Source organism: Bradyrhizobium sp. 61 (genome assembly GCF_023073075.1).
Taxonomy (GTDB): domain Bacteria; phylum Pseudomonadota; class Alphaproteobacteria; order Rhizobiales; family Xanthobacteraceae; genus Bradyrhizobium; species Bradyrhizobium barranii.
Genome location: NZ_JADPIU010000015.1, coordinates 19,980 through 45,006, shown reverse-complemented (window position 1 = coordinate 45,006; position 25,027 = coordinate 19,980). Strand labels below are relative to the sequence as shown.

The window sequence follows — 25,027 nt, the reverse complement described above, 5'->3', positions numbered from 1 at the left end:
CAGCTTGCAAATTCCGTTCACGCGAGTAGACCGGAAGTCACCGGCTCAAAGGTAGACCGGTGCGCACGACCCGGACATTTGCACGGGACTTCTGTCCTGGGCTTTTCGTTAGGACCACGGCGGCTCTTCGCTCGCCCCGATTGCCTCGTGGTGGATTGTGAAGCCCGCCGAACGCAGACCTGTCAGCAATACAGTTCTTACAGAGGCAGGATCGAAACCAATATCCTTGGCGTTTGGTGGATGTGCCTCGCTGCCCTTCAATCGGAGCGTCAAGTGCAATTGCCCGCAAAGGTGCCGAGCCACGAGATTGACCTGATCGTCAGTCATGATCTGCTTTTCCCGCTACCATCTTGCGACCCAACTGGTAGCACATCTGATAGCCCTACACGCAGCGACCCCGCCTCGCGAGTCGCGTGGTAGGGCCGCCTACCGTCCGGACTTGGGCTGGATGAGTCGAGCCGGCCAACTCAATTTATTCCCGGTCAAAGTGAAGAGGTGACTGCGCAAAAGGAGCACTCCGTTGGGTATCCTAATGTGACAGATCGATTGTCCTAATTCGGACAGCTCCAGGCGGCTGGCCGCACGCTAAGGGTTCACTCGGGAGGGTCATTCCCCTTCGGCTCTTGTAAAAACTTTGGCGGATGAACTGACCCCTGAGCTGCGACCATCGATCTATCGGGCCTAGTGCGCGACCTCGGAGGTAAGCCGCTTCCCGACATCAGTAGTCACATCGTGACACGGTAACGAAGTCTCAACCCTACCTGGCTCGACCCCTATTTGTGTTTTGAGTTTCCTCGTTTGTATGCTCGAGCATCGCTTTGAGTTCTTCTTCGAGCGATCGCGGCGAAATTCCGAGTGAACCGAATCCCGGCCGGCTGCCCGAGACCATCGTGTCGATCTGCATAAGCTCAACCTGATTGCGCGTGAGCGGCGGGTGCGGCAGGATCTCAGCGAGGCCGGCGGCGGCATTCCAGAAAGCAAAGGGTACTCGCACCAGCATTGGCCGCAATCCGGCGGTGCGCGCAATGGTCCGCAACAGCTCGCCGTATGAGTAAACGCGCGGGCCGGCCAGTTCGTAGATTGGAAACGGTCTTTGTGTTTGCCGCAGGACCTGTGCGATCGCCGCGGCGACGTCGTCCACGTACACCGGCTGAAGCCTCGTCCTGCCGTCGCCGAATAGCGGATAAGCCGGCAGGGTCCGAAGCAGCCCAAGAATTGTCGTGAGAAAGGCGTCGTCCGGCGCGAACATTACCGCCGGGCGGATAACGACTGCGCCAGGGAATGCCGCTTGCACAGCCACCTCGCCCTCGCCGCGATTGCGAATATAGGGCGACGGCGATGTGGGGTCAGCGCCTATGCCTGATAGGTGCACAAACCGTTTGACCCCGGCCCGCCGTGCCACTCCAGCGATCCTGGCGGCCGCTTCGACGTGCACCGAATGAAATGTGTCGCCTCCACGCTCGGTGTAAAGGCTGATCGCGTTGACGACGCCGTCGGCACCCATAACGGCGGCCTCTACAGAGCGCTCGTCATGGGCATCAGCGATGACCTGTTCCGCGTTGTCGACCTCGGCCCGCGCAGGATGCCGTGAGGCTATACGCACCGTAACGGTGGAGACGCTCAAATGGCGTACAACGCGACAACCAACGAAGCCGGTCCCCCCAAACACGGTCACGCGGTTCATTCCCCGGTCCATCCCACGATCCTGCGCAACGTTCTGTATTGACCCGCCGAGCGCCGCGCGCACTGCCTCAGTGGCCTCCGCCGGCGAACTGCCTTTGTTGAGATGATGTGAGATCACATCAATCAAAATGTGCGCTGCAGGGCCGACCGTTTGCCACTCTTTCCTAGCTTGATCGATTAGCGGCTGCGCCTCATTATAGAGCGTTTCCGCCTGTTCGATGATCGGATGTGCCTTACTGAGAAGATCGATCAGCGCCTTGGTCGCGGGCAATGACCGCTCAATTTGTTCAAGCTGCGCGTCGCTGAGACCGGAAACGTGACCAATGACTTCAATGAGCAAGTGTTTCAGCATAGCGCAACCTTGCTGGTAGCGACGCACTAACTCAGGGCAACCAAGCGAAAGTAGGCACGGGCTCGGGGGGCGTCAGTTGTTGTCTCAGCCGACAGGGCCCGGCCGCCAAGCTCTCGGAGCTTGGAACAATCGCGCGCAATGGTGGATGATATTTGATCCACATCGATTATGTCCAGCATCTGGACCCAAATTTTCGTTAGCTGCCTTGGGCAAGGCCTTTGGGGAGTGCAAGGCTGACAAGTCTTGGTACGTCCTAGAAAACACGACGTCGGGCCACTCTGTTAGGACACATCCGGCGGGCCGCCTTGCCGAAAGGGGCGCGGTATTGAGAACTGTCCTGATGGACGGTGATGGGCTCAGTGCCCAAGTCGAACGGCTTGAAGCGGTGGAGACGGGTCGGCGGCACCGCTGGTCCGAGGACGTGCGTGTGGCCATTTCCCGGCGAAACCGGTACGACACTTTCATTCAGGGATTATTTTTCGGGTCGGCAGAACCTTTAGCGTTACCCAGCCGATCTTGTCGTGACCGCCAATCTTCCGCCAAGAAAAACGATTCTTGTATCGAATACTTGGAGAGCTGTGAAAGGCGATGAGCGGAGAGGTACGTGGGCAACCGCGTGCACTGGCCTAATCTCTGAACCTCAGAGACGCGCTGGCGCGCGGAAAAAACGTCGCGAAATTCGATAGGGGTGATCCAATCTTTGCGCGGACCGCAAGCAGTTCTGGAGCTAGATGCATGAAACTATCCGGCGGAGCGAAGCGAACATCAAGCCACCGCTCATACAGCTGCCGTCGCACGTAAATGCGCAACAATCCGACCATCGTGCAAAAATACGGCGGCGTCTGTCTAGAAACCCCGGAAAAAATCCGCGCGGTTGCGAGGAGCCTCGCCGATTTGCACAGCCGTGGTCATCGCGTCGTGGCGATCGTTTCAGCGATGGGTAAGACGACCGACGAATTAATTAAGGCGGCTTATCAAGTAAGCCCGCATCCCAACCGCCGCGAACTGGATATGTTGCTAACGACCGGTGAGCGCATCAGCATGTCGTTGATGAGCATGGCCCTGTCTGATCTCGGTGCGCCAGCCATCAGTTTTACCGGGAGTCAGGCCGGTGTAATGACAGACGAATCTCATTCTTCCGCGCGAATTTTAGATGTGCGGCCTGCGCGCGTGCTCGAAGAACTCGGTCGCGGACGCATCGTGGTTTTAGCGGGCTTTCAAGGCGTGAATCCGCGAACCAAAGAGATCACCACACTAGGCAGGGGCGGCAGCGACACCACTGCAGTCGCCATGGCTGCGGCGCTAAAGGCCGAGCGCTGTGAAATTATCAAAGAGGTCGACGGAATTTGCTCGGCCGATCCGCGCATCGTGGCGAACGCAAAGCCATTGCGCCGGCTGGATTTTGCATCCTTATCCGAAATGTGTTTTTGGGGCGCCAAGGTTCTGCATTTTCGCAGCGTGGAGCTGGCACAAAGCCAAAACATCCCTTTGTATTTGCGAAAATGGGGCAATTCCGAACACAGCACGCGAGTGATGAAAGAGGTTATCGGAATGGAAACCGGAAAAATTCTGGCCGTCAACTCGATGGCTCGTATTGAGCATGTGGAGATCGCTTCGACGAATCTCAGTCACGGTTTTGAGAAATTTGCGCAGCATCTCAAGCAAAACGGCCTATCTTGGCCGCAAGTCCTCGCCTCGGCTTTCACCGCCGGAAAAACGCGCATCATGATGACTTGCGAGTCGGAATCGCTCGACACTCTGCTGCGCACGCTGGAAAGGAGCAAGGACTTGCGCAAAGGGCGTGAGACTTTGAGTTCGGTGAGCCTTACTTGCTTCGGCGGCGTTTCTTCAGACTTGCCATTTCAGGCGATGCAAATTCTGCAATCCCGCGGGATTGTCGTTGAAAAGTGCGTTCTATCACCACATTCGATAAATTTGTTCGTTCCTGTGGAGACCCGCGAGGCCGCGGTCACGGCCTTGCATTCGCTGATCTAACAACCTCTTCGAGAAGATGTCACGAAATCGCGTAAGGGGAGGGATGGTCAAGAGGGGCGGCTCGCCGGCTCGATGCGGCGACAACGAGAGTTCTTAATCTTGCTGATACGCGCCCGTCCGCCATCGTTGGTGTCAATTTTTTATAGTCGGGAGGCGTCGATCATGCCGGGCACCATTGGTTGGCTACTTCGCGAGGGCGAACGAATCATTGCTTGCAACACAGGCTTATTAGGTCACAAGCACCTTTTAATCGGCATCACCCGCGTTCGTAACGAAGCGCTTATTCTCAGAGACACACTGGACTACGTCGGCAAGCACGTCGATGCGATAGTCGCTTATGATGACGCGAGCACGGATCGTACGCTGGAGATTCTATGCGAACACCCAAAAGTCGCTCTGATCGTGACAAATCGGTCGTGGGAAGCGGAGGTCGAGGCACGCCGGATTGCCGAGGGGCGGCATCGCGGCCTCTTGTTGCAGACGGCCCGCGAACATTTGCAGTTCGACTGGGTGTTTTGCTTCGATGCGGATGAGCGCGTTACCGGAGATTTACGCGGATTCATAGAAGGAGCGCATTCCAGCGAGTGCGACGGCGTGCGGGTTCAGCTGTTCGACGCCTATATGACTCCTGGGGATCATGCACCCTATCAGGCCGATTGCGAACTGTTGGACTTTCGTCGTTTCTTCGGTCCGGAACGGCGAGACATTCTGATGTTGTGGCGAAACCGGTTGGAGGTCACCTTCGCAGAGCGCCATGCGCGCGAGCCGGGTGGCGTTGAACGCGTGGCGACTGGCCTCTATTGCCAACACTACGGCAAATCGTTGTCGGTCGACCATTGGGAAGAGACCTGCGACTACTACATGCGACACTTTCCGTTCGATACCTACGGACGAAAATGGCGCGAGCGCAAAGGTCGAGCAATCCACACCCAGTCGGACTTCATGCGGCCGTTGTACGAGTGGGGTGACAGGCTCTTCGCGAATGCGATCAAGATGTGATTGTCCGAAAACCGAGCCGCCCCCGTGCCAATGCGGCCGCTTCGAAGTCGGCTTCGTTGATCTGGACGCGTTTTGGTCTGCGTCCGGTCGTGTTCGTTGTGTTCCGGTGAGATCGTTTCTGGTGCGAAACTGGTGCGGTAGATGGTCTGAGATTTTCGTGCCTGACGTGCTGTTTCGCAACGCCTCCCGAAGATTGTTCGTGACCAGCGCGCCAAACAAATCGCGCCCAACAAGCCTTGCCGCCCCGCGCGGTCGACGAACCTCGCTCCGGGATGAAGCCGGCTCTGACGGTTCCAAACTAGGAACCTGACAGGCGCTGAGCGCAAGAATCCCGGGAGGTGTGAGGCGGCTCACACCCCCACGTCAGGCTTCGCGCTAATCAGATCGCTGCGGGGATTTCTGGCGGACAGGAGATTTCGCATGAAGCCTTTGATCATTTGTTCCATCGCCGCTGTTGGTCTGCTTGCTGCTGTGACCGGCATCCCGCGATCACACTCGAACGCAACGGTCGGGCGCGCCGGAACATCAAGCACGTCGACATTGCAGGGCATGCAAAGCGGTCGAAGCGCAGACAAGCTGCCGGTCGACGATTTTGACGATCGGTCATTGGTCTTTCCGCGGGATTCCAAGCGCTAAGGCATGATCCGGAAAAGTGCGCAGCGGTTTTCCGAAAAGATCATGCTCAAACAACAACCTAAAGCGCGATGACGATTCATCCCAATCTCATCGCGCTTTAGGCAGAAGGCCGCGCAGCCGACCGTTCAGCCAGGGCTCGCAAATAGATGCGCTTGAGCCTGCGAGGTCGAACGAAAGCGTGGTCGAGAGGCGGGGCTACGGGCCCAGGAAAGCGGGCGGAATCGGGTAGTCGTTCCCCAAAAGGCCGAGCAATTCCAGTTCGCCTCGATGAGCGTCCAGTTCCAGAATGGCCAAGAGAAGCATCAGCACGGCCGCGGTATAGATGAGGAACGGTGACGTTTCAGCGGGCTCATCGTCATGGTGTGGCGGTATCGCATCGCGAAGTGATCGCCACAACGAAATGAAATGCAGATACGTTTTAGGTCGTATTTGCATGACGTCGTCCTCGACGTGTCAGATCAAGCATAGGTTCAGGCTATGCCCGGTTCAAGCCGACAACAGCCGTTGCGGCATTGAGTAGCGGAGCCATGCCCGTCCTGCGGTGCAGCATGGAAACCGGATAACGGCTTCAATCATTGACGAGACCGAGCGAGTGCACGTACGCCGTGTCAACACCGACGACATGCCCGAACGACCTGTAAGCCGCAGATGAATTGGGTCCCACGTCTCAGCACCAGTCTCTGCATCGTTGCCGCTCTGTTGGCGATGCATTCAGCGCCGGCGCCGGCGCAATTGACAGGTCACGGTGGGCCCGTGCGGGCGATTGCGATTTCCAGTGATGGCAACAATGTTCTGTCGGGCAGCTTCGACACCGCCGCCATCCGATGGTCGCTCAAGACCGAATCCGCCGAGCAGGTCCTTCGCTTTCACTCCGATGCGGTGAACGCGGTGGCCTTCCTGAAGGATGGGCGGATGGTGACTGCCGGAGCGGATGCGAAGGTAGCGATCTGGACGCCTGGCCGGCAGCAGCCGGATCAGGTTTTCGAGGGCCATGGCGCGCCGATCGCTTCACTTGCAGTCTCGCCGGATGGCGCAAGAGTGGCTTCTGCCTCCTGGGACCATACAGTTCGTATCTGGTCGCTCGGCGATGGCGCGCAGCAGGTGCTGGAAGGGCATGCGCAGAACGTCAACGGCGTCGCATTCACGCCGGATGGACGATCGCTGGTGAGCGTGGGTTACGATCGTGAACTGAGGATCTGGCCATTGGCGGGTGGCACCCCAAATGTCATCACGCTGGGCTCACCCCTTAATGCCGTGGCAGTCGCGCCTGACGGCGAGATCGTAACGGGTGGTGCTGATGGCAAGCTACGCTTTCTGATGTCGGAGGGCCGGGAAAGCGGCGAGGTGCAAGCTGGCCAGACGCCGATTGTCGCGTTGTCGATCTCTCCAGACGGCACGTCGGTCGCTGCTGCAGGAATTGGCGGTGTCGTGACGGTCATCGACCGAAAGGCGCGAAGCATCGCGCGAAGCCTGGTCGATACAGGTTCGCCCGTGTGGTCGGTCGCTTTCCTGCCGGACAACGCAACATTGCTGACGGGCGGCGTCGACGGCAGGATCCGGCGCTGGAACGCGCTGACCGGCGCCCCCATCGGCTCATCGTTGCAAGCTACGCCGCACGATCCGCTTGCAGCCTATACGGGAGATCACGGGGCCGAGGTGTTCAGGGCGTGCGTTGCCTGTCATACCCTGTCCGAGCAGGACGCGCAGCGCGCCGGCCCCACGCTTGCGGGCTTATACGGCCGCAGGATCGCGTCGCTGCCTGGTTATCGCTTCTCCGACGCGCTCAAAGCGATGGACATCGTGTGGACGCCCGAGACCGTGTCAAAATTGTTCGAACTCGGTCCGAACGCCTATACGCCTGGCACAAAAATGCCGGAGCAGCGGATTGGATCCGCGAAGGATCGCAAGGCGCTTACGGATTTCCTGGCGCGCGCCACCGCCAAGTAGCTAACGCTTGGTCTCACGCTCACGGAGATAATCATCGGTCGTGCGAGGCGAAGCGCGTTCGGGCACGCCGGCGAACGGGTCGAACTGTTGTTCACTCATGGCGGTGACGCGGCAGTCCGCGCACATTCTGACCACGTCCAGCCGCTTGTCGCCCGCGGGATACATCCAGTGTCGGCCCTCGAGTTTCGCAGCGATCTTCTCGATCGTGCTCTTTACCCCAAAGGGCTTATTGCAGCGGATGCAAAGCGCCGGCTCCTCCTCCTTGATGATCCGTGCCGGAGCCCTTGCGGCCCGGAAATCGATCTGCGGCTTCAGAGTGATCACCTTTTCCGGGCAGGTGCTCTGGCATAATCCGCACTGCACGCAGGCATCTTCGACGAATTTAAGCACGGGACGTTCGGGATCGTCGCGGAGAGCCCCGGTGGGACAGGCCGACACGCAGGCCAGGCACAAAGTGCATCCGTCCGTATTGACGGTAACCGTACCAAGCGGCGCGCCCTGGGACAGCGCAATGACGTCGGTCGGCACAGGCGCAACGCGGTGCAGTTCGTGAAGAGCGAAGCGAAGCAGGTCGCGCCGCTTGCCTACCGTCTTGAAGGTTGCGGGACGCTCCACGGCCGGCGCGGGTTCAATCGACCGCAGCACTTCGCCCAGCACGTCCGGGTCGTCCGTTTCGATAGTCGCAACCCGGCGCCCCGAAAAACCTAATCCGGAAACAATGGCATCAGCCATCGTTATGGTTTGAGAAAGCCCGGAGATGTCGTGCAGAGGTCTAGCGCGGAGGAGAAAGCGTATCCCCGCTGCGCCATAGGCGAAGGATGCCACGACCGCTTCCAATCCAACCTGTGTCACCTCGTTGACGGCGAACGGCAGCACATTGGCGGGAAGCCCGTCGCCGTGGCGGGCGAGCGCATCGATCAGCGTGCTGCCATGTTGGGTGTCGTGCAGCAGCACGACCGCACCGGAGCCGCCGGCTTCGCGGTAGGTCAAAAGCATTGCGCGCAATTTGTGCAGCAGCGCATCGGGCGGCGGAAGGGCATAGGTTGCTGCACCCGTCGGACAGGCCGCGGCGCACTGGCCGCATCCGGCGCAGACCTCGGCGTTGATCTTGACGTGATCGCCATGTGGCGTGATCGCTCCGGTCGGGCAGAGATCGAGACAGCGATGGCAACCCGTCAGCCTCGAGCGCGAATGGACGCAGATCTCTGCGGTGAAATTGACGTATTTCGGCTTGTCGAAGTTGCCGACGAGGTCGCGTGCCCTGAGCACCGCACGCAGCATCGCGGCCGGGTCCCGCGGATCCGCGCGGAGATAGCCGTCGCGCAAGTCATGCGCGGGAAAAAGCGGTTTCCCGCCGGAGAGATCAAGGACGATGTCGCAGCGCGAAGTCAGGCCGTCGCACGGAGCCTCGAAGACGAGCGTATCGCGCGAGGAGGGGCGGGGGGCCGCATAGTCGTCGACCGTCAACTCGAAGGCCCCCAAATGGCCCTTGGCGTTACGGATCGTTCCTTGGACGATCGGAAAGGATGTCGTAGCCGGCGGCATAATCTGTGACGGCTTTGTGATCATGATCGTCACGTCGAGATGATCGGCAAGCAATCGACCAGCTTCGACCGCAAGTTCGTCGCGGCCATAGATCAGGATCACCCCTTCGCTCGATAGGGTGACAAACGGAAAAGCAGGCGCAGCCTCGGACACAGCGGCGAGCAGTGCTGCCATTTTTGGGCCTGCCTTGGTTCCCTCCACCGACCAGCCGGCCGTCTCGCGAAGGTTGATGAAATCCAGTTTCCCCGAACGCCCCTTCGCCTCGTGGCCAAACAGTGGGGCCTCCTGGGTGCAGCCGACGATGAGCGGTCCTTCCGCCTTCGCCGCGTTGCGAAAATGATCGAGCTCGGCCCTGCAGAGCTGGCGGAACTCGGCGATTTCGCTTTTGCGGCATCCTCGCTTCACGGCGACCGTATCGAGGCGCATCGTGTCTTCGCACGAGCAGATCAGGATCGTGTTCGGCGGATCAGGCATGCGCAGCCCTTCACCTCCTGAAGAGATCCGGGAACGATGGCGAGCGGACTCGCGTCGCCCCTCCTGGTCGATTAAGTTATTCTCACAAGAGAAGAAAAGAAAGCTGGAGGTCCGCCTGACACCGACAGCCCCTGGGCACTCATCGGTCACGGAGCCAATCAATCTGCCTCCGCCATTCACGCTGGTGAGGCTGCGCGAAAGTCGTGACTCTTTCGCCCATGCCATGCATATCGCCGAAGAGAGTGGGGCAGGTACGCTGACCTACGTGGGGCGGTTCGATCTTGCCGAGTTCGCAGTCGTGCTTGAACCTGGCGAGCCGTTGCGTACCGCGCGCCGCGCTTTCTATGCGGGGATGGTGGCGCTGACCGACGCCTTGCGCGCGTATGCGCCGCCGAACAAGGAGATCGCGATCGACTGGCCGGACGCGATCCGTGTTGACGGCGGCCTCGTTGGTGGCGGGCGGCTCGGCTGGCCTTCGTCCGCAAAGGAGGACGAGCCGCCGCGCTGGCTGGTGTTCGGTGCCATGATCCGGACGGTTGCGATGAGCGACAGGGAAGCCGGCGTTTATCCGCTTGCTTCCGCCCTGGATCAGGAGGGTTTTGGTGAGGCCGGCGCGATTCAGGTGACGGAGAGCTTTGTGCGGCATCTGATGCGCGCTCTCGACGCCTGGCAAGCCGATGGATTCGACGGCATCGCACGCGAGTTTCTAAGTCGGTTGCCGCGTGCGCGGCAAACCACATATGTGATCGCTGACAACGGTGACCTTATTGCCCGCCGGATTGGGACAAACAGGACCGATCGGCACGACCTGAAGAAGGGCTTGCTACCGCCGTCATGGTTCGATTCAATACTCGGAGGACCGCGTCTGTGAAGCTCTTGCGCACCATTGCGCTCGATCCATCCGACACGTTCGTGTTCGACGTGCCGGCGCAGCCCGGCGATTGGGCAGTGTCGGGCGGCTTCCGCTTTTGTAATCGGGATGCAGCGAAGCTGAGCGGCAAGGACCGTTCGGCGTTTCGAAGCGGTTTCCTCGGCGTGCAATCCTGGGGCTGGTCGACACTGGTGCAAATCGTCCCCGCGACTGAAGGCGATCGCCGGACGTTGGTGGAGCTCCTTGCGAAACAACTGGTCGAACGGTTCGGGGCGCCGGACCTTGCAACCGCGCGCCTTGCCGCTGAAGAGGAAGTCGCCTTTGCGCAATCACTCTGCACGCATCCCATCAGCGCGCTGATCGCGGTCCACCGCTCGGCGAGCAATGGCGAGGTCCGCGAGTCATTCCGCAGATTGCAACTGCGCGAGGGCCAGCGTCACGGCAAGGCGTTCTCGTTCATGGAAGTGGAGGATGACACCGAGCCCGACAAGGATCTCAATCTTGCGAATATGAGCGAGGAGCCGTCGCGCCGATGAGGGATTTCTGGATCGCCTGCGGCCACCATCTGCTCGATCACAATGCGAGCGGCGGGCTCGTGGTCACGGATGAGTTCCTGAAGGCCTACTTCGCGCGCCCCGAACTGATGCCGCCGGACGACGCTTGCGCGGTCGAACGCAGGTTGCACCAGGAGCTGCTCGCTGACCCGGGCCGGGCAGTCGCTGCGGAGGAGGTAGCTGCGATCGCCGATGCGGATGCGCGGGAGAACTGGCAATTCGTACTGGCATTTCGGAAGCTTCTGCTGCGCGAACCCACGTTGGAAGCGGCCTATCTTGCATTGGTTCGCTCACGTCACGTCAACCTGCCGCCGCTGTTTGTGAACCACCTTGTTCACGTGATCCTGCGAAATGCGCTTGACGGCTGCGAGGACCCGTTCGTGCTGCGCGCGGCCGAACTGTTCTTCCGGCCGCAGCGTATCGTGCCGCACGAACACTTGCTGCTGTTGGGTGACGAGGAAATCATTGGCGGGCCAAGCCAAACGCCCGTGTTGTCGCTGATGTCCATGTTGGGGGCAACAACCAGCGCGGAGATCGACGTCCTCAGCGAGGGGAATGCCGACAGCTACTGGCAGCGCAGCGATCAGTTCGATCTTGCGCTCGATTTCACCGGCGGAACGCGGGGCCCCGCTGCGCTGGCAGAGGCCATGGGGCGCTGGATTACTCATTTGCTTGGATTTGCCGTCGGAATTGAGCCGCTCACCGCCCTGCGCGATGCGAAGCTCACCTGGTATGTTGGGCTCGATGCTGAAGCCACCCGGATGGGCGACCAGCTTTGGCATGGAGAGGCGCTGGACGACCGCACCGCAAACCGTGTGCTGGCGCTGTTCCGGCTCACTTTTCCAGATTCCAGCCTGGTCGTTGATGCGGTCGGGCGCGAGCCGGTCTACCTGATCCTTGCAACGACCTCCGATCAGCTGGTGCAGATGAAGCCGCAGAATCTGTTGACGGGGTTGCCGATCAAGCACCTGGAGGCTGCAACGTGAGCCCCGGCGCGCTGCCATTGTTGCGCATTCCGGTCGGCGTTGTCGTCGAGCGCCGCAAGGCGGATTCCCCATGGATTGATTTTGTCTGGCGCGGCATCGGCGTCTTGCCGGATGAGTCGGAGATGATGCCGTGGACTGTCCTACGGGCGCAGGAGGGATTGACGCTCTTTTATGCCGGGAACGCCATGGTCGATCTCTATCGCTCGGAAACCGAGCGCTACCGCGACAATCTTGCCACGGGCGCTCCCCGCATCTGGATCGTATTGACTCCCTCCGAGGGCGCCTGGCCCTATGCCGTTTCGGCCGTCACCGCAGATCCAGCGGAAGGCGAGGCATTCACGGAAGCAGGTGCCAATCTGGTCGAAGCGGTGCCAATGCCTGAGATACTGCATAAGGCGATTGAAAAGTTCATCGCCGAGCACCACGTCGAGAGGGAATTCGTCAAGCGCGAGCGACGCCGCGCCGATCCTGAGGCGCTTGCGCGGCGTCACCACGACGGTGAGCACGAATGAGCGACGAGCAATTCCTGGCGCGCTGGGCGCGCCGCAAGCAAGAGGCGAAGGCCGGTCACGCTGAACCAGCCCCTGAAGAAGCCGCTGAGGCGCATGGGCCGGCGCTGTCCAACCGGGCCGCGGCAGAGCCGGCTCCCCCGGAGACGGAGCTGTCGAACTTGCCCCCGATTGAATCGATCGATGCTGCCACCGACATCACGGCTTTCCTGCGCAAAGGCATTCCGCAGGAGTTGAGCCGGGCGGCGCTCCGTCGCGCCTGGAGCGCCGATCCCACCATCCGCGATTTCGTGGGGTTGGCGGAAAACGCCTGGGACTTCAACGACCCGAACGCCATGGCTGGCTTCGGTCCGCTGGACTATTCGGCCGAGCAAATTGACGCTCTCGTCCGCCGCGTCGTCGGGGTAGAGGCCGCCGAGGGCCTCCCTAATCCGCGCGAGGCTGCCGAAGACGCCGCGCGATCAGCTCCCGCGGAGGCCGGTTTCGAGCAATCATCAAATCCGGTGAAGGCGATCACGGAACCTCGACCGCTCGGCGAGTTCGCAGCCGCGGAATTGCCGTCGAATTCTACTGCATCGCAACCCGTAGCCGCGAGTGAAGAGACTCCCCTTCGGCACCGCACACACGGCGGGGCGTTGCCCCGGTAGACTGCGACTAAATGCGATAGCCTCAGGCTATGGCTATCAATTGACCGCTCCCGGACACGCGGCGTAGTCTTTGTTACGCAAACGCAATCAAGCGCTTGGCCCCCTGGATGGGAGGTCGGCATGCGCGATGCGGGCCTTGAACGAGCCATCGATGCGGCGGGCGGCGTTGCCGAGCTTGCCCGAAAAATCGGTATTGCCCAGCCCTCGGTGTCGAACTGGAACAGGGTGCCCGCGCAACGTGTGATTGCGGTCGAAGGCGCAACGGGTGTGTTGCGCGAAGTGCTTCGTCCCGATCTCTATAGCGAGCCGGCCGCGCCGGACGACGCGGTTGATCCGACCGATGCCGCGCGCGCGCAGGAATACGCGCTGCTTGCAACCTTGCTCTCGTCCGCGCCGTCGGCGGCATTGCTCGAGCAGATCGCGCAACTGCATGGCGATGCGACGCCGCTTGGACGCGCCCACGCAACCCTTGCAGAAGCTGCATCGGTAGCGGCCGTATCCGAGGTCGAGCGCGAATATTTTGACCTCTTCGTCGGTCTGGGTCGCGGCGAGTTGCTGCCTTACGCATCCTATTACTTGACGGGCTTTCTCCACGAACGTCCGCTGTCGCGCCTGCGCGACGATCTCGCCGCGCTCGGCATTGAGCGGGTCGAGAGCAATTTTGAGCCCGAGGATCACGCGGCGACGCTGTGCGAGATCATGGCGGGCCTTGCGGTGGCACGCTTCCCGGTGCCAACGGAAGCACAGCGCACATTCTTCGAGAAGCATGTGTCCCGCTGGATGGGACGTTTGTTTGCCGACATGGAGAAGGCGGAAAACGCCAAATTCTACCGGTCGGTCGGAACACTTGGACGAAATTTTCTGGAAATCGAATCCGAGGCTTTCACGTTCGTCAACTGACCAGCGCCGCTGGTCCAGGAGAGATGCGATGAGGGACGAGCAGAGAACGACAGTCGGACGCCGCGATTTCCTTCGCAAGGTCGGCATCGGCACGGTCGGTGCGGGCGCGACGCTGGCAACGCCCTTGATCACGCCTGCTCAGGCGGACAGCGAGACCGACGATGAGAAACGCAAGGCGCGCTACAAGGAGACCGATCATGTGAAGGCGTACTACCGTGTCAATCGCTATCCGGGTTGAGAGGAGGCGGCCGTGCTGATCAGGAGAACACAACAGCGTTCCGAATCCGCTTCACGCGGATCAATCGCGGGAGGTTTGTCCGGGCAAACCAATGGTCTCGACCGCCGCACCTTCCTGCTCCGGTCTGGCCTTGGTGGCGGCGCTCTCGCCGCAGTGAGCACGCTGCCGGTCGGCGGCGTCCGCAAGGCGAAAGCAGCAGTGGCAGGTCCCCTCACATCGGGAGCAACCGTTCGCAAGAGCGTCTGCACGCATTGTTCGGTTGGATGCACCGTGACGGCGGAGGTGCTGAATGGGGTGTGGATCGGCCAGGAGCCGAGCTGGGAGTCCCCGATCAATCGCGGATCACATTGTGCCAAGGGCGCTTCTGTGCGCGAGCTCGTGCACAGCGAGCGGCGGCTGCGCTATCCGATGAAGCTTGTGGGCGGGCAGTGGACGCGTGTCTCCTGGGATACGGCGATCAACGAGATCGGCGACAAGCTCCTGGAAGTCCGCGAGAAATCTGGGCCCGATTCCATCTATTGGCTCGGCTCGGCCAAAATGACGAACGAAGGCGCCTATCTGTTCCGCAAGCTCGGCGCGTTCTGGGGAACCAACAACACCGATCATCAGGCGCGCATCTGCCATTCAACGACCGTTACCGGCGTGGCCAACACCTGGGGCTACGGCGCGATGACCAACAGCTTCAACGATATCCGCAATGCCAAGACCCAGGTCATCATGGGCGGCAATCCAGCCGAGGCGCACCCTGTATCGTTGCAGCATCTGCTTGAGGGCAAGGAGCTTCAAAAGGCCAACTTTGTCGTCATCGACCCGCGCCTGACGCGAACCGCGGCACACGCGACCGAATATGTTCGGATGCGGCCGGGCACCGACATCCCGGTGCTGTACGGCATGATGTGGCACATCCTCCAGAACGGGTGGGAAGACAAGGAGTTCATCCGACAGCGGGTCTATGGATTCGATGATCTCCGGAAAGAAGTGGAGAAGTGGAATCCGGCAGAAGTCGAGCGTGTCACCGGCATTCCCGGCGAGCAGCTCAAGCGCGTCGCCAAGATGTTTGCTACCGAGAAGCCGGCGACGCTGATCTGGGCCATGGGCCAGACCCAGAAGACCGTTGGCACCGCCAACGTGCGGGCCAGTTGCATCGCACTGCTGATGACCGGCAATGTCGGTGGAGCGGGCATGGGCGCCAACATCTTCCGTGGCCATGACAACGTGCAAGGCGCGACCGATGTCGGGCTCGATATCGTCACGCTGCCGTTCTACTACGGGCTCGCCGAAGGCGCGTGGAAGCACTGGTCGCGGGTTTGGGAAGTCGACCATGAGTTCCTGAAGTCGCGCTTCGACTCCAAGCAGATCATGGAAACGCCCGGCATCCCGCTGACCCGCTGGTTCGAAGCGGTGACGCTGCCAAAAGATCGGATCGCGCAGAGGGACAATGTGCGGGCCGTGTTCGTGCAGGGGCACGCCAGCAACAGCATCACCCGCATTCCTGAATCCCTTAATGGCCTGAAGGCGCTCGAGCTGCTCGTCATCGCCGACCCGCATCCGACGACCTGGGCCTCGCTCTCGGTCGAGGCGGGACGCAAGGATGGAGTCTACATTCTCCCGGTTGCCACGCAATTCGAGTGCAAGGGTTCGCGCGTTGCCTCGAACCGCTCGTTGCAATGGGGCGAGCAGGTCGTGAAGCCGATCTTCGAATCGAAGGACGACCTCGAGATCATCTATCTCCTGGCGAAGAAGTTCGGCTTCGCCGACAAGATGTTCAAGAACATCAAGGTCGAGAACAATCTGCCCGAGGCGGAGGATGTGCTGCGTGAGATGAACCGCGGCAGCTGGTCGACGGGATATTGCGGGCAATCGCCCGAGCGCCTCAAGGCGCATATGAAGAACCAGGCGAAGTTCGACATGCTGACGATGCGGGCGCCCAAGGACGATCCCGAGGTCGGCGGCGACTATTACGGTCTGCCTTGGCCGTGCTGGGGATCACCTGAAGTCAAGCATCCGGGCACGCCGCTGCTCTACAACACCAATCTGCACGTGATGGACGGTGGCGGCACGTTCCGTCCGCGCTTTGGCGTCGAGCGCGAAGAGAAGCTGCCCGACGGCACCACGCGCAAGGTCAGCCTGCTCGCGGACGGCTCGTACTCGAAGGGTTCGGCGATCGAGGACGGCTATCCGGAATTCACGCTGGCGAGCCTGAAGAAGCTCGGCTGGGACACGGAGCTCACGGAAGCCGAAATGGCTGTTATCAACAAGATCAACCCGGCCAAGCCAGACGTGGTGTCGTGGTCGCTCGACCTGTCGGGCGGAATCCAGCGTGTCGCGCTCATGCATGGTTGCGTGCCCTATGGCAACGGCAAGGCGCGGATGAATGCGTTCGGCTTGCCCGACCCCATTCCGGTACACCGGGAGCCGATCTACACGCCGCGCGTCGACCTGGTCGCGAAATATCCGACGTTGCCCGACGCCGAGCAGTTCCGGGTGCCCAATATCGGCTTCTCGGTGCAAAAGGCGGCGGTCGAGAAGGGGATCGCGAAGCAATTTCCGCTCATCCTGTCGTCCGGCCGTCTGGTCGAATATGAGGGCGGCGGCGAGGAGACGCGCACCAACCCCTGGCTCGCCGAATTGCAGCAGGACATGTTTATCGAGATCAATCCAGCCGATGCCGCCGAGCGCGGCGTCACGGACGGTGGCTGGGTCTGGGTCACGGGCGCAGAGAACAATTCGAGGGCCAGGATGAAGGCGCTCGTCACCGAGCGTGTCGGCAAGGGCGTTGCCTGGATGCCTTTCCACTTCGGCGGTTGGCTCGCAGGCAAGGATCTTCGCAGCAACTACCCCAAGGGCACCGATCCGATCGTGCTCGGCGAAAGCGCGAACACGATCACCACCTACGGGTATGATCCCGCGACCAACATGCAGGAGACGAAAGTCACTCTCTGCCAGATCGCGGCGGCATAAGGAGCAACGACGATGGCACGTATGAAATTTCTCTGCGACGCCGACCGTTGCATCGAGTGCAACGCCTGCGTGACGGCCTGCAAGAACGAGCACGAGGTCCCCTGGGGCATCAACCGGCGTCGTGTCGTCACCATCAATGACGGCAAGCCGGGCGAACGCTCGGTCTCGATGGCCTGCATGCACTGCACCGATGCGCCCTGCGCTGCGGTGTGTCCGGTGAACTGCTTCTACACCACCGCCGACGGCGTGGTGCTGCACTCCAAGGACCTCTGCATCGGCTGCGGCTATTGCTTCTACGCCTGTCCGTTCGGCGCGCCGCAATATCCGAAGGTCGGCAATTTCGGCTCCCGCGGCAAGATGGACAAATGCACCTATTGCGCCGGCGGTCCCGAAGCCGACGGCAGCAAGGAGGAATACGAGAAATACGGCGCGAACCGGCTTGCCGAAGGCAAGCTGCCGCTTTGCGCCGAGATGTGCTCGACAAAATCGCTGCTCGCCGGCGATGGCGAGATCATCGCCCAGATCTACAGAGAGCGCGTACTGAAGCGCGGCTACGGCTCGGGCGCATGGGGCTGGAAAACCGCCTATCGCGAGACGATCGAGTCCTGAAGCAGGCCGCGGCCACGCGGCGCAGATGCCGAGGAGGAGTTCATGTCGTCATCCGGAAGGTTCATTCCAGTCACCATCGGCGCGTGGGCATTGCTTCTGTTGATCATTGCGGCGCCGGCACCGTCACTGGCCCAGCAGGTCAATCCGACAGCGAGCTCGGTTAACGAGCGGCAGCTGCTCCAGGAAATGGACCGGATCCAGGGGCGCGTCAGCATTCCCGACCAGCGCTCCAGCGTGCTCATGCAGCCGGCTGGCCGCGAGTGGCGTGAATTCCGCAACGTGGCGCTGCGCTGGATTGGCGGGGTTGCCATCCTCGGCATGCTGGCGGTTCTCGTGATCTTCTATTTGACGCGCGGCATGGTCCGTCTGGAAAGCGGACGATCCGGCCGCACAATCGTGCGCTTTTCCTTATTCGAGCGTTTCGTGCATTGGATGACTGCGACCTGCTTTGTCGTTCTGGCGATTTCCGGATTGAACATCACCTTCGGCCGTCCGTTGCTCCTGCCGCTGATTGGCCACGAGGCGTTTTCCGAATGGTCGCAGTGGGCGAAGTATGCGCACAACTACCTCAGCTTTCCGTTCACCATCGGAGTCGTGCTGATCTTCCTGATGTGGATCGCTGGCAACGTCCCGAACAAGGCGGATGTCGATTGGATCAAGCGCCGTGGCGGTATAGTTGGTCACGATCATCCACCGGCCTATCGTTTCAACGCCGGCCAGAAGGCGATCTATTGGATCGTGGTCATCGGCGGAGGCCTGGTGGCGGCCACCGGATATGTGCTGATGTTCCCGTTCTATCTGTCAGGTATCGAAGGGATGCAGTTCGCGCAGATCGTTCACTCCATCGTGGCGATGCTCTTCATCGCGGCGATGCTGGCGCACATCTATATCGGGACGATCGGTATGGAAGGCGCGTTCGAGGCAATGGGCAGCGGCACTGTCGATGTCAACTGGGCCAAGGAGCACCATGGGCTCTGGCTTGAAGAGCAGAATGCGCGCGCCGAAGCGAATGCACGGCCCCGGCCGGCGGCCACCGCGGCGGAGTAGGGATCGCGCGGCCCATAAATGTGCCAGGCGCTTGGTCAGAGCCGCACGCCCGTCGTCGCAAACGCTTGTTGGACGGGTTCCTGGATCTGGTCAAGGACGACAAAACCGGCCGCCGCGATCACAATTGCGGCTGCGCAGGCGAGCAAGAAGGCTTTCATGGCAAGGCTCCGCAGGAGATCGGGGGGGAGTTTATATGAGCGAGCAACCTGCGGACAACTGAATCAGCACGTGTCAAAATCCGATCGTTGGTTGGTCGGTTGGCACGATAGCGCCGCCGAATCTACCACAAGAACGGAGCGACCATAGTCAGCTGTCGAGCAGTAGTTTGACGAAACAACATAGGCAATCATCGCGACTCGTTGGCGCAATCGCTGAGCCGTCAGGAAGAAAACTGTCCGCAGATCATTTAGGTCGCGCCGATGATCGGTACATCGCGCGCCTTTGAATTATGACAAATTTTCTGCTGGCGGCGGCCTTACGGACCGGGCAGCTCGATCCGCGAGCTGGACGAGCACCCGGTCGTGCATGTGGCGTTCAACGACGCCGAGGCTTTTGCCAAGTGGGCAGGCAAGGAACTTCCGACCGAGGCCGAATGGGAATTCGCGGCGGACCTCGCCACTTTGCGCTGTTTCGCGATCCTGGCGACCCAGGTTCGAGCACCCGTGCCCCCGCCTTGAGGCGCTATTCCGACCGCGAAATCGAGCGGCGGGCGTCCCTCATTTCCGCTATGATCAAGCCATGACGATCGGGATCACCGGACCCGAACGGAAGGTACCAAGGCAGAGTGCCGTGGTCGGGCTCACTATTGCGGCCGCTGTCATTGGGGTTTGCCTGATCCTGCTCTGGCTCGCGAGCGACCTCCTCGTCGACTGGCTGTGGTTTTCCTCGATCAATTATCAGCAGGTTTTTTGGACGACAATCGGTGCGAAAACCGTCATCTTTCTTGCGGCATGGACCGGAACCGCCATCATCCTTTGGGTGAACGGATGGTTCGCACTGCGCTTTGCCCGACGGCGGTCGACACAGCTTGTCACTGCTTCGGTGTGGAACTTCGCGGGCAACGCGCCGCCAGATTTGCTTGCGCTTTTACGCGATCGACTGCCATGGTCCCGGTTGATCGTAGGTGGGGCAGCTTTGCTCGCTCTGCTCGTCGCCGCCGCAGAAGTCGGCAACTGGGGCGTCTTCCTGCGGTTTGTCTATCAGGTGCCATATGGCGCAGACGATCCGCTCTACAACAAGGACATCGGCTTCTATCTCTTCTCGCTGCCCGCCTATATCCTCATCAAAAACTGGATGATGCTCGCGCTCGCTCTGAGCGCGCTTTTCGCCGCGGCGATCTACTGGGTGCACGGCGATATCGAATACGACCTTCATCGTCGATCAATGTCGTCGATGGCGATTGCCCACGGCTCAGTGCTGCTCGGTCTTTTCTTTGCGGTGAAGGCCTGGTCCTATGGTCTTGATCGCTATCTGCTGCTCTACGGCGACAACGGTGTGGTCGTCGGCGCAAGCTACACCGATGTCCACGTGAGGCTCCCGGCCTTGTGGTTGATGATCGGACTTTCGGTCATCGCGGCGTTCGCCACGTGGGCAAATTTGCGGGTGCGCACCTACCGGCTTCCTGCCGCCGCGTTCCTGCTTGTCGTGATCGGGTCTTTCGTGCTGTCCAGCGTGATTCCCGTGCTGTTCCGGGAGTTCTTCGTCAAACCAAGCGAATTGGAGCTGGAAAGGCCCTATATCGAACGCAACATTGCGCTCACCCGGCAGGCATACAATCTCGATCAGATCGCAGCCAAGCCGTTTGCGGCGGAACAGAAGCTTAGCTTCAAGACGCTCGACGCCAACAAGGCGACAATTGACAATATCAGGCTGTGGGACTGGCTGCCCTTGTCGGACACCTACGCGCAGCTGCAAGAGATCCGCACTTACTACAAATTCCATGATCTTGATGTTGATCGCTACTGGCTCGATGGCTCCTACCAAAGCGTAATGCTCTCGGCTCGCGAATTGCGGCCCTCCCTGCTGCCGCCGAATGCCCAGACATGGGTCAATCGCCACGTGCTGTTTACTCACGGCAATGGCGCGGTGATGAGCCCGGTCACGCGCAAAAGCACCGAGGGGCTACCGCTGCTCTATTTGCGGGATATCCCTCCGGTCGCGGATGGAGGCCCCAAAATCCACGAGCCGCGCCTCTACTACGGCGAACGGAGCGACAACTACGTCATCGTCAAAGGGAGCACGCCGGAGTTCGACTATCCGAAGGGAAAGGACAATGTCTACGCGGCTTATGACGGTACGGGCGGCGTTCCGATAGGAGCGATGGTGTGGAGAGGCCTGTTCGCTTACTACTTCAACGACCCGAACCTACTGCTCTCAAGCTACATCACGATCGACAGCCGTATCATGATCCGGCGCAATATCGGGGAAAGAGTACGAACGATCGCCCCGTTCCTCAGGCTCGATCACGATCCTTATCTGGTCATCAGCAATGGGCGGATGTTCTGGATGCAGGACGCCTACACGGTGAGTTCCTACTTCCCCTCCGCGCAGCCGGCGCAAGACGAGGATATCAACTACATTCGCAATTCAGTGAAGGTCATCGTCGATGCCTATAACGGGACCGTCGACTTTTACCTGATGGACACCGGCGATCCGATTGCAGCGACCTATCGGCGTATCTTTCCGAGCCTGTTCAAGCCATTCTCGGCCATGCCGGCGGATATGCAGAGGCACATTCGCTATCCGGAGGACCTGTTCCTGATTCAGGCGCAGCTCTATCAGAGCTATCACATGGAGGCCGCTGACGTTTTCTATAACCGCGAGGATCTCTGGCAGTTCCCGCGCCAGCCGGGCGGCGGCGGCATCGCGACGATGGCCCCATATTACATCATCATGCGACTGCCCGGCGAGCCGCAGGCCGAGTTTTTCCTCATGCTTCCCATGGTGCCAAGCCGCCGCGACAATATGATCGCGTGGCTCGCCGCGCGTTGCGACGCACCCGACTACGGCAAGCTGATTGTCTACGAGTTTCCCAAGGAGAAGCTCGTCTACGGGCCGTTCCAGATCGAAGCGCGGATCAATCAGAGCACCGATATATCGCAGCAGATCACGCTGTGGAATCAGATGGGCTCGCGGGTGATACGCGGTGCGAACCTGCTTGTGATCCCAATCGAGAACTCGATCCTCTATGTAACGCCGCTCTATTTGCGAGCGGAGCACGGACACCTGCCGGAGCTGAAACGCGTGATCGCAGCCTATGGTGAACATGTGGTGATGAAGGAGACGCTCGACGAGGCCTTGTCAGCACTGTTTATCGAGCCTGGCGCGGTGCGGCCGGTCTCGAACACGAAGGAGGAAATGCCTGTCGCACGCCCGTCGGCAAGTCAGGCACGGGAGGCGCTCGACCGCTACAATCAGGCCGTTGAACGATTGAAGTCCGGCGACTGGAAAGGCTTTGGCACGCAGTTCGACGCAATGCGCGAGCTTCTGGAGGAAATGAACCGGCACGCCACGGGCCATTAGCGCCGCGGCTCCTTTGGCGCTCATTGGGGAACACAGGGGCTGCATAGTTCGGGCTGAACACGCAACGAAGAGAGGCCTTGAGCTTGATCCGATACAGGCGGTGTTTGCACTCGCGGCGCGAGGAGGACCGCAAGCAGGTTGAGCTGGATCTCCCCTGTGTACCAACCGACAGGCCCACTGTCGCGCCTACTGCCGTAGCCACTGACTGAGTTCATCCTCAGTTACAACACGCTCGAAATTCTCGGTTTTGCTTTTGATGCGGTAACGAATGCGTCCGTCCGCCTCAATCGGGAGGCATGCAACAATAGTGTAGACGGTCCGTCCGCCATTGTCGGCGCGGCCCTGCGGTCGCTGGGCTTGATGATGAACGTCGTCGTTGATCGAGAAGATGTAGGGCATTGTGTTCCTTACAGCATTTGTGGCGCGTGCGCCGCACAGAGAAGCCCGCCGGCCCGCTGATTGCAATCAAGGTTTTGCGGGCCGTGAACAGTCCCTTCGAGAAGGCCGCGGAACCCGAGGCCAGCCGCGGCGCCCTCTCATCTCATTCCCGTGGCAACCCATGCCACCGGTGGTATGGTGAAGGGGTTCGACCTATTGAATGACTTGATGGCCGCGCCCCGAGGGGGCCTTTCCAAGACATCGCTGGATCGAATTTGCTCACACGGATTGTGGGTAACGAACTCTTTCGTGGGTATTGTTGGAGACGGATAATGGCAACGGGTGTCGTGAAGTGGTTCAACGGCCAGAAGGGCTTTGGCTTTATTCAGCCGGACAATGGTGGGCCGGATGTATTTGTTCACATTAGCGCCGTCGAGCGTGCGGGCCTTCATGGACTAGCCGAAGGGCAGAAGGTCTCCTTCGAGGAGAAGACCGATCCGAGGCGCGGAAAGACGAGCGCTGAAAATCTGAAGACCCTATAACATCGGTCGACGCTTCGGTTTCACGGATGTACTGAGAAGCAGGCTACAGGGGGGATATCATCGCCGACCTGCGGCGGAGATGCCGCACGATTGTTCGTTAAGTTTTATCGTTCATCCGCTAGGTCGTGGAACTTAGCACCAGCGGCACCGTCCCCAGCGTGCGCAGCAGCCGCCGCAACCCCCGCAGCCACCGCAACCACGCACAGCTCGGCACCCACGGCAGCCACGGCAACCACCGCAACCTCGGCGAACAACAACGGCGGCTAGCTGCACGTCGCTTCCAGCATTTTCCTTATCGAAGAGATAGAACGTGGCGAGACTGACGTCGGCCATTTCCTCTTCGCCAAGAACGAAGCGCTGATTGGGCGAGATGTTGTCAGAATGCGGGATATGAGCAGTGGGTATCGTGTGCGCGGATGCGCTCCCCGCCAGCGAGAGACCCAGTCCGGCCGTACCGAGTGCCGTCACGGCGGCGGCTTTGGTTGCGCGTGCGTGCTTCGCAGCTTGCTTCACCCGTGGCATGGTCGCCATCCTTTCGGAAGTTGTCGTGAAAGGGTCAGCTTGACGTAGCAAGTGTGCCTGTACGTCTAGAAATGCGACCTAGCGCATTCGGTTCCCCTTCGCGCGCGGGTCTTTTTGAGTTACAACTGATGGTGGACCTGACTGACCGTCTGACGATGTCCGTCAACAGGGGCAGAGCGGAAGTTGGACTTCGCGGCGGTCAGTGCAGCTTTTGACCCGAAGCCGACAGGTTCGAACAGCTGGCGCTTTCCGCAAGGCTCCAGCCAGCGAGGCGACTGCGCAAGTGCTGCTCAAGAATTAAACGTCGATTGGCTTTTAATCTGATGAGCGCGTAAAGGGTACAAACCGCACGAGGCTGGCGGCGCGCGTTGTTGTCTTGCCCGGGCCGGTTTTTTCCACCACCGTGAGCTGCTGAGTGGTGTAGGCAGGTCCCACCGGCATCACCAACCGGCCACCCAATTTGAGCTGCTCAATCAGCGGCGCCGGTACGTGCCCGAGCGCTGCGGTGACGATGATTGCTTCAAAAGGACCGCAATCGGGCCAGCCAGCATAGCCGTCGCCAAGCCGAACGCTCACATTGTCATACGCGAGGTCCTTGAGCGTTTTGGCTGCGGCTGCGGCCAACTGCGGGATGATCTCGATGGTGCAGACCTTTCGCGCCAGGTGCGCAAGGATGGCAGCCTGATAGCCCGAACCCGTACCGACTTCGAGCACAACATCATCGGGCGCGACGTGAGCTAGCTGAGTCATCAAGGCCACGATGAATGGCTGCGATATGGTCTGGCCGGCGCCGATCGGAAGCGGCATGTCTGCGTATGCGATGGAGCAAGATCGCTCAGGGATGAACAGATGGCGTTGTGTTTGCCCCATGGCCTCAAGGACTCTCCCCGACAGCCCCTGCTGTCCCAAAACACTGACGTGAGACCGGGCGTAGGACCGGATGGTTTCGACCATGGCGGCGCGTTCGAGGACGCATTGCGCGTCCTGTGCGGTCACTTCGCGCGCGACGGTCACCATAGAAAGCACGAGCAGCAGCAAGGTCCTCATGAGCCGTCTCCCCGATCTCGGTGGCGCGGCGGCGACAAGGCCGGTTGCGACGCACCCGCAGCA

23 protein-coding genes and 1 pseudogene are annotated in these 25,027 nt (G+C 60.6%); 17 read left to right on the top strand and 7 right to left on the bottom strand.

Annotated features, from left to right (window positions below; genetic code table 11):
• Nucleotides 1-108: 108 nt before the first annotated feature.
• Together IVB46_RS07210 and IVB46_RS07205 are read right to left on the bottom strand one after the other, a co-directional pair.
• Nucleotides 109-327 carry a hypothetical protein gene (locus tag IVB46_RS07210; protein WP_247342380.1) on the bottom strand — a complete coding sequence of 73 codons (219 nt, stop codon included), beginning with the start codon at nt 325-327 and terminating at the stop codon, nt 109-111.
• Nucleotides 328-757: 430 nt separating this feature from the next.
• On the bottom strand, nt 758-2,035 hold the full coding sequence (locus tag IVB46_RS07205; RefSeq protein WP_247316539.1) for a complex I NDUFA9 subunit family protein: 1,278 nt from the start codon (nt 2,033-2,035) through the stop codon (nt 758-760).
• An 801-nt stretch (nt 2,036-2,836) separates the two neighbouring features.
• Between IVB46_RS07205 and IVB46_RS07200 the strand changes: the two genes are divergently transcribed.
• The 3 genes from IVB46_RS07200 (at nt 2,837) to IVB46_RS07190 (ending at nt 5,665) form a co-directional block, all read left to right on the top strand.
• Nucleotides 2,837-4,030, top strand: a complete 1,194-nt coding sequence (locus tag IVB46_RS07200) for an aspartate kinase (protein ID WP_247316537.1) — start codon at nt 2,837-2,839, stop codon at nt 4,028-4,030.
• 162 nt (nt 4,031-4,192) lie between these two features.
• Complete coding sequence (locus IVB46_RS07195; protein ID WP_247316535.1) at nt 4,193-5,029, top strand: glycosyltransferase family 2 protein; 837 nt, start codon at nt 4,193-4,195, stop codon at nt 5,027-5,029.
• Nucleotides 5,030-5,449: 420 nt separating this feature from the next.
• Nucleotides 5,450-5,665, top strand: a complete 216-nt coding sequence (locus IVB46_RS07190; RefSeq protein ID WP_085403297.1) for a hypothetical protein — start codon at nt 5,450-5,452, stop codon at nt 5,663-5,665.
• A 195-nt stretch (nt 5,666-5,860) separates the two neighbouring features.
• Here IVB46_RS07190 and IVB46_RS07185 read toward each other — a convergent pair whose 3' ends face one another.
• Nucleotides 5,861-6,100 (bottom strand): hypothetical protein, encoded by a 240-nt coding sequence (locus IVB46_RS07185; RefSeq protein WP_247316533.1) that lies wholly within the window; start codon nt 6,098-6,100, stop codon nt 5,861-5,863.
• Between the two features lie 213 nt (nt 6,101-6,313).
• Between IVB46_RS07185 and IVB46_RS07180 the strand changes: the two genes are divergently transcribed.
• Entirely contained in the window at nt 6,314-7,612 is a 1,299-nt protein-coding gene (locus IVB46_RS07180; RefSeq protein WP_247342377.1) for a c-type cytochrome, read from the top strand.
• On the opposite strand, the gene IVB46_RS07175 is transcribed toward IVB46_RS07180, so the two are convergent.
• On the bottom strand, nt 7,613-9,583 hold the full coding sequence (locus IVB46_RS07175; protein ID WP_247316543.1) for a 4Fe-4S binding protein: 1,971 nt from the start codon (nt 9,581-9,583) through the stop codon (nt 7,613-7,615).
• A 46-nt stretch (nt 9,584-9,629) separates the two neighbouring features.
• Between IVB46_RS07175 and IVB46_RS07170 the strand changes: the two genes are divergently transcribed.
• The 10 genes from IVB46_RS07170 to IVB46_RS07125 all read left to right on the top strand — a co-directional run bounded on the left by IVB46_RS07170 (nt 9,630) and on the right by IVB46_RS07125 (nt 18,953).
• Nucleotides 9,630-10,502: a biotin/lipoate--protein ligase family protein gene (locus IVB46_RS07170; protein WP_256468550.1), complete on the top strand. Its 873-nt coding sequence runs from the start codon at nt 9,630-9,632 to the stop codon at nt 10,500-10,502.
• Nucleotides 10,499-11,038 carry a DUF6505 family protein gene (locus IVB46_RS07165; RefSeq protein ID WP_247342373.1) on the top strand — a complete coding sequence of 180 codons (540 nt, stop codon included), beginning with the start codon at nt 10,499-10,501 and terminating at the stop codon, nt 11,036-11,038. Before IVB46_RS07170 ends, IVB46_RS07165 begins: the two co-directional genes overlap by 4 nt.
• Entirely contained in the window at nt 11,035-12,042 is a 1,008-nt protein-coding gene (locus IVB46_RS07160; RefSeq protein WP_247316528.1) for a DUF6352 family protein, read from the top strand. The genes IVB46_RS07165 and IVB46_RS07160 overlap by 4 nt, the downstream gene beginning before the upstream one ends.
• Complete coding sequence (locus IVB46_RS07155; RefSeq protein WP_166082207.1) at nt 12,039-12,554, top strand: DUF3305 domain-containing protein; 516 nt, start codon at nt 12,039-12,041, stop codon at nt 12,552-12,554. The genes IVB46_RS07160 and IVB46_RS07155 overlap by 4 nt, the downstream gene beginning before the upstream one ends.
• Nucleotides 12,551-13,198 carry a DUF3306 domain-containing protein gene (locus tag IVB46_RS07150; RefSeq protein WP_247342369.1) on the top strand — a complete coding sequence of 216 codons (648 nt, stop codon included), beginning with the start codon at nt 12,551-12,553 and terminating at the stop codon, nt 13,196-13,198. The genes IVB46_RS07155 and IVB46_RS07150 overlap by 4 nt, the downstream gene beginning before the upstream one ends.
• 120 nt (nt 13,199-13,318) lie before the next feature.
• Nucleotides 13,319-14,098 carry a molecular chaperone TorD family protein gene (locus IVB46_RS07145; protein WP_247316526.1) on the top strand — a complete coding sequence of 260 codons (780 nt, stop codon included), beginning with the start codon at nt 13,319-13,321 and terminating at the stop codon, nt 14,096-14,098.
• 28 nt (nt 14,099-14,126) lie between these two features.
• The gene (locus tag IVB46_RS07140; RefSeq protein ID WP_063985307.1) at nt 14,127-14,336 is read left to right on the top strand and encodes a twin-arginine translocation signal domain-containing protein; all 210 of its coding nucleotides are present in this window, start codon (nt 14,127-14,129) and stop codon (nt 14,334-14,336) included.
• Nucleotides 14,337-14,348: 12 nt separating this feature from the next.
• Nucleotides 14,349-17,297, top strand: coding sequence for a formate dehydrogenase subunit alpha (locus tag IVB46_RS07135; RefSeq protein ID WP_063985306.1), 2,949 nt, complete (start codon nt 14,349-14,351; stop codon nt 17,295-17,297).
• Between the two features lie 12 nt (nt 17,298-17,309).
• Entirely contained in the window at nt 17,310-17,906 is a 597-nt protein-coding gene (fdh3B, locus tag IVB46_RS07130; protein ID WP_063985305.1) for a formate dehydrogenase FDH3 subunit beta, read from the top strand.
• Between the two features lie 42 nt (nt 17,907-17,948).
• The gene (locus IVB46_RS07125) at nt 17,949-18,953 is read left to right on the top strand and encodes a formate dehydrogenase subunit gamma (protein WP_063985304.1); all 1,005 of its coding nucleotides are present in this window, start codon (nt 17,949-17,951) and stop codon (nt 18,951-18,953) included.
• Between the two features lie 35 nt (nt 18,954-18,988).
• Here the strand turns inward: IVB46_RS07125 and IVB46_RS44840 are convergent, their stop codons facing one another.
• Nucleotides 18,989-19,111 carry a hypothetical protein gene (locus tag IVB46_RS44840; RefSeq protein WP_256376430.1) on the bottom strand — a complete coding sequence of 41 codons (123 nt, stop codon included), beginning with the start codon at nt 19,109-19,111 and terminating at the stop codon, nt 18,989-18,991.
• Nucleotides 19,112-19,417: 306 nt separating this feature from the next.
• Between IVB46_RS44840 and IVB46_RS07120 the strand changes: the two are divergent.
• Both IVB46_RS07120 and IVB46_RS07115 read left to right on the top strand, forming a co-directional pair.
• Nucleotides 19,418-19,561, top strand: a pseudogene (locus IVB46_RS07120) (SUMF1/EgtB/PvdO family nonheme iron enzyme); the annotation flags it as partial.
• 130 nt (nt 19,562-19,691) lie between these two features.
• Nucleotides 19,692-22,475 carry a UPF0182 family protein gene (locus tag IVB46_RS07115; protein ID WP_247342366.1) on the top strand — a complete coding sequence of 928 codons (2,784 nt, stop codon included), beginning with the start codon at nt 19,692-19,694 and terminating at the stop codon, nt 22,473-22,475.
• Nucleotides 22,476-22,661: 186 nt separating this feature from the next.
• Here the strand turns inward: IVB46_RS07115 and IVB46_RS07110 are convergent, their stop codons facing one another.
• Nucleotides 22,662-22,874: a hypothetical protein gene (locus IVB46_RS07110; protein ID WP_038945406.1), complete on the bottom strand. Its 213-nt coding sequence runs from the start codon at nt 22,872-22,874 to the stop codon at nt 22,662-22,664.
• 311 nt (nt 22,875-23,185) lie between these two features.
• Here IVB46_RS07110 and IVB46_RS07105 point away from each other — a divergent pair, with 311 nt between their 5' ends.
• Nucleotides 23,186-23,395 (top strand): cold-shock protein, encoded by a 210-nt coding sequence (locus IVB46_RS07105; RefSeq protein ID WP_038945713.1) that lies wholly within the window; start codon nt 23,186-23,188, stop codon nt 23,393-23,395.
• 837 nt (nt 23,396-24,232) lie between these two features.
• On the opposite strand, the gene IVB46_RS07100 is transcribed toward IVB46_RS07105, so the two are convergent.
• A complete protein-coding gene (locus IVB46_RS07100) occupies nt 24,233-24,964 on the bottom strand; it encodes a protein-L-isoaspartate(D-aspartate) O-methyltransferase (RefSeq protein WP_247316524.1) in 732 nt (243 codons plus the stop codon).
• Between the last annotated feature and the right edge of the window lie 63 nt (nt 24,965-25,027).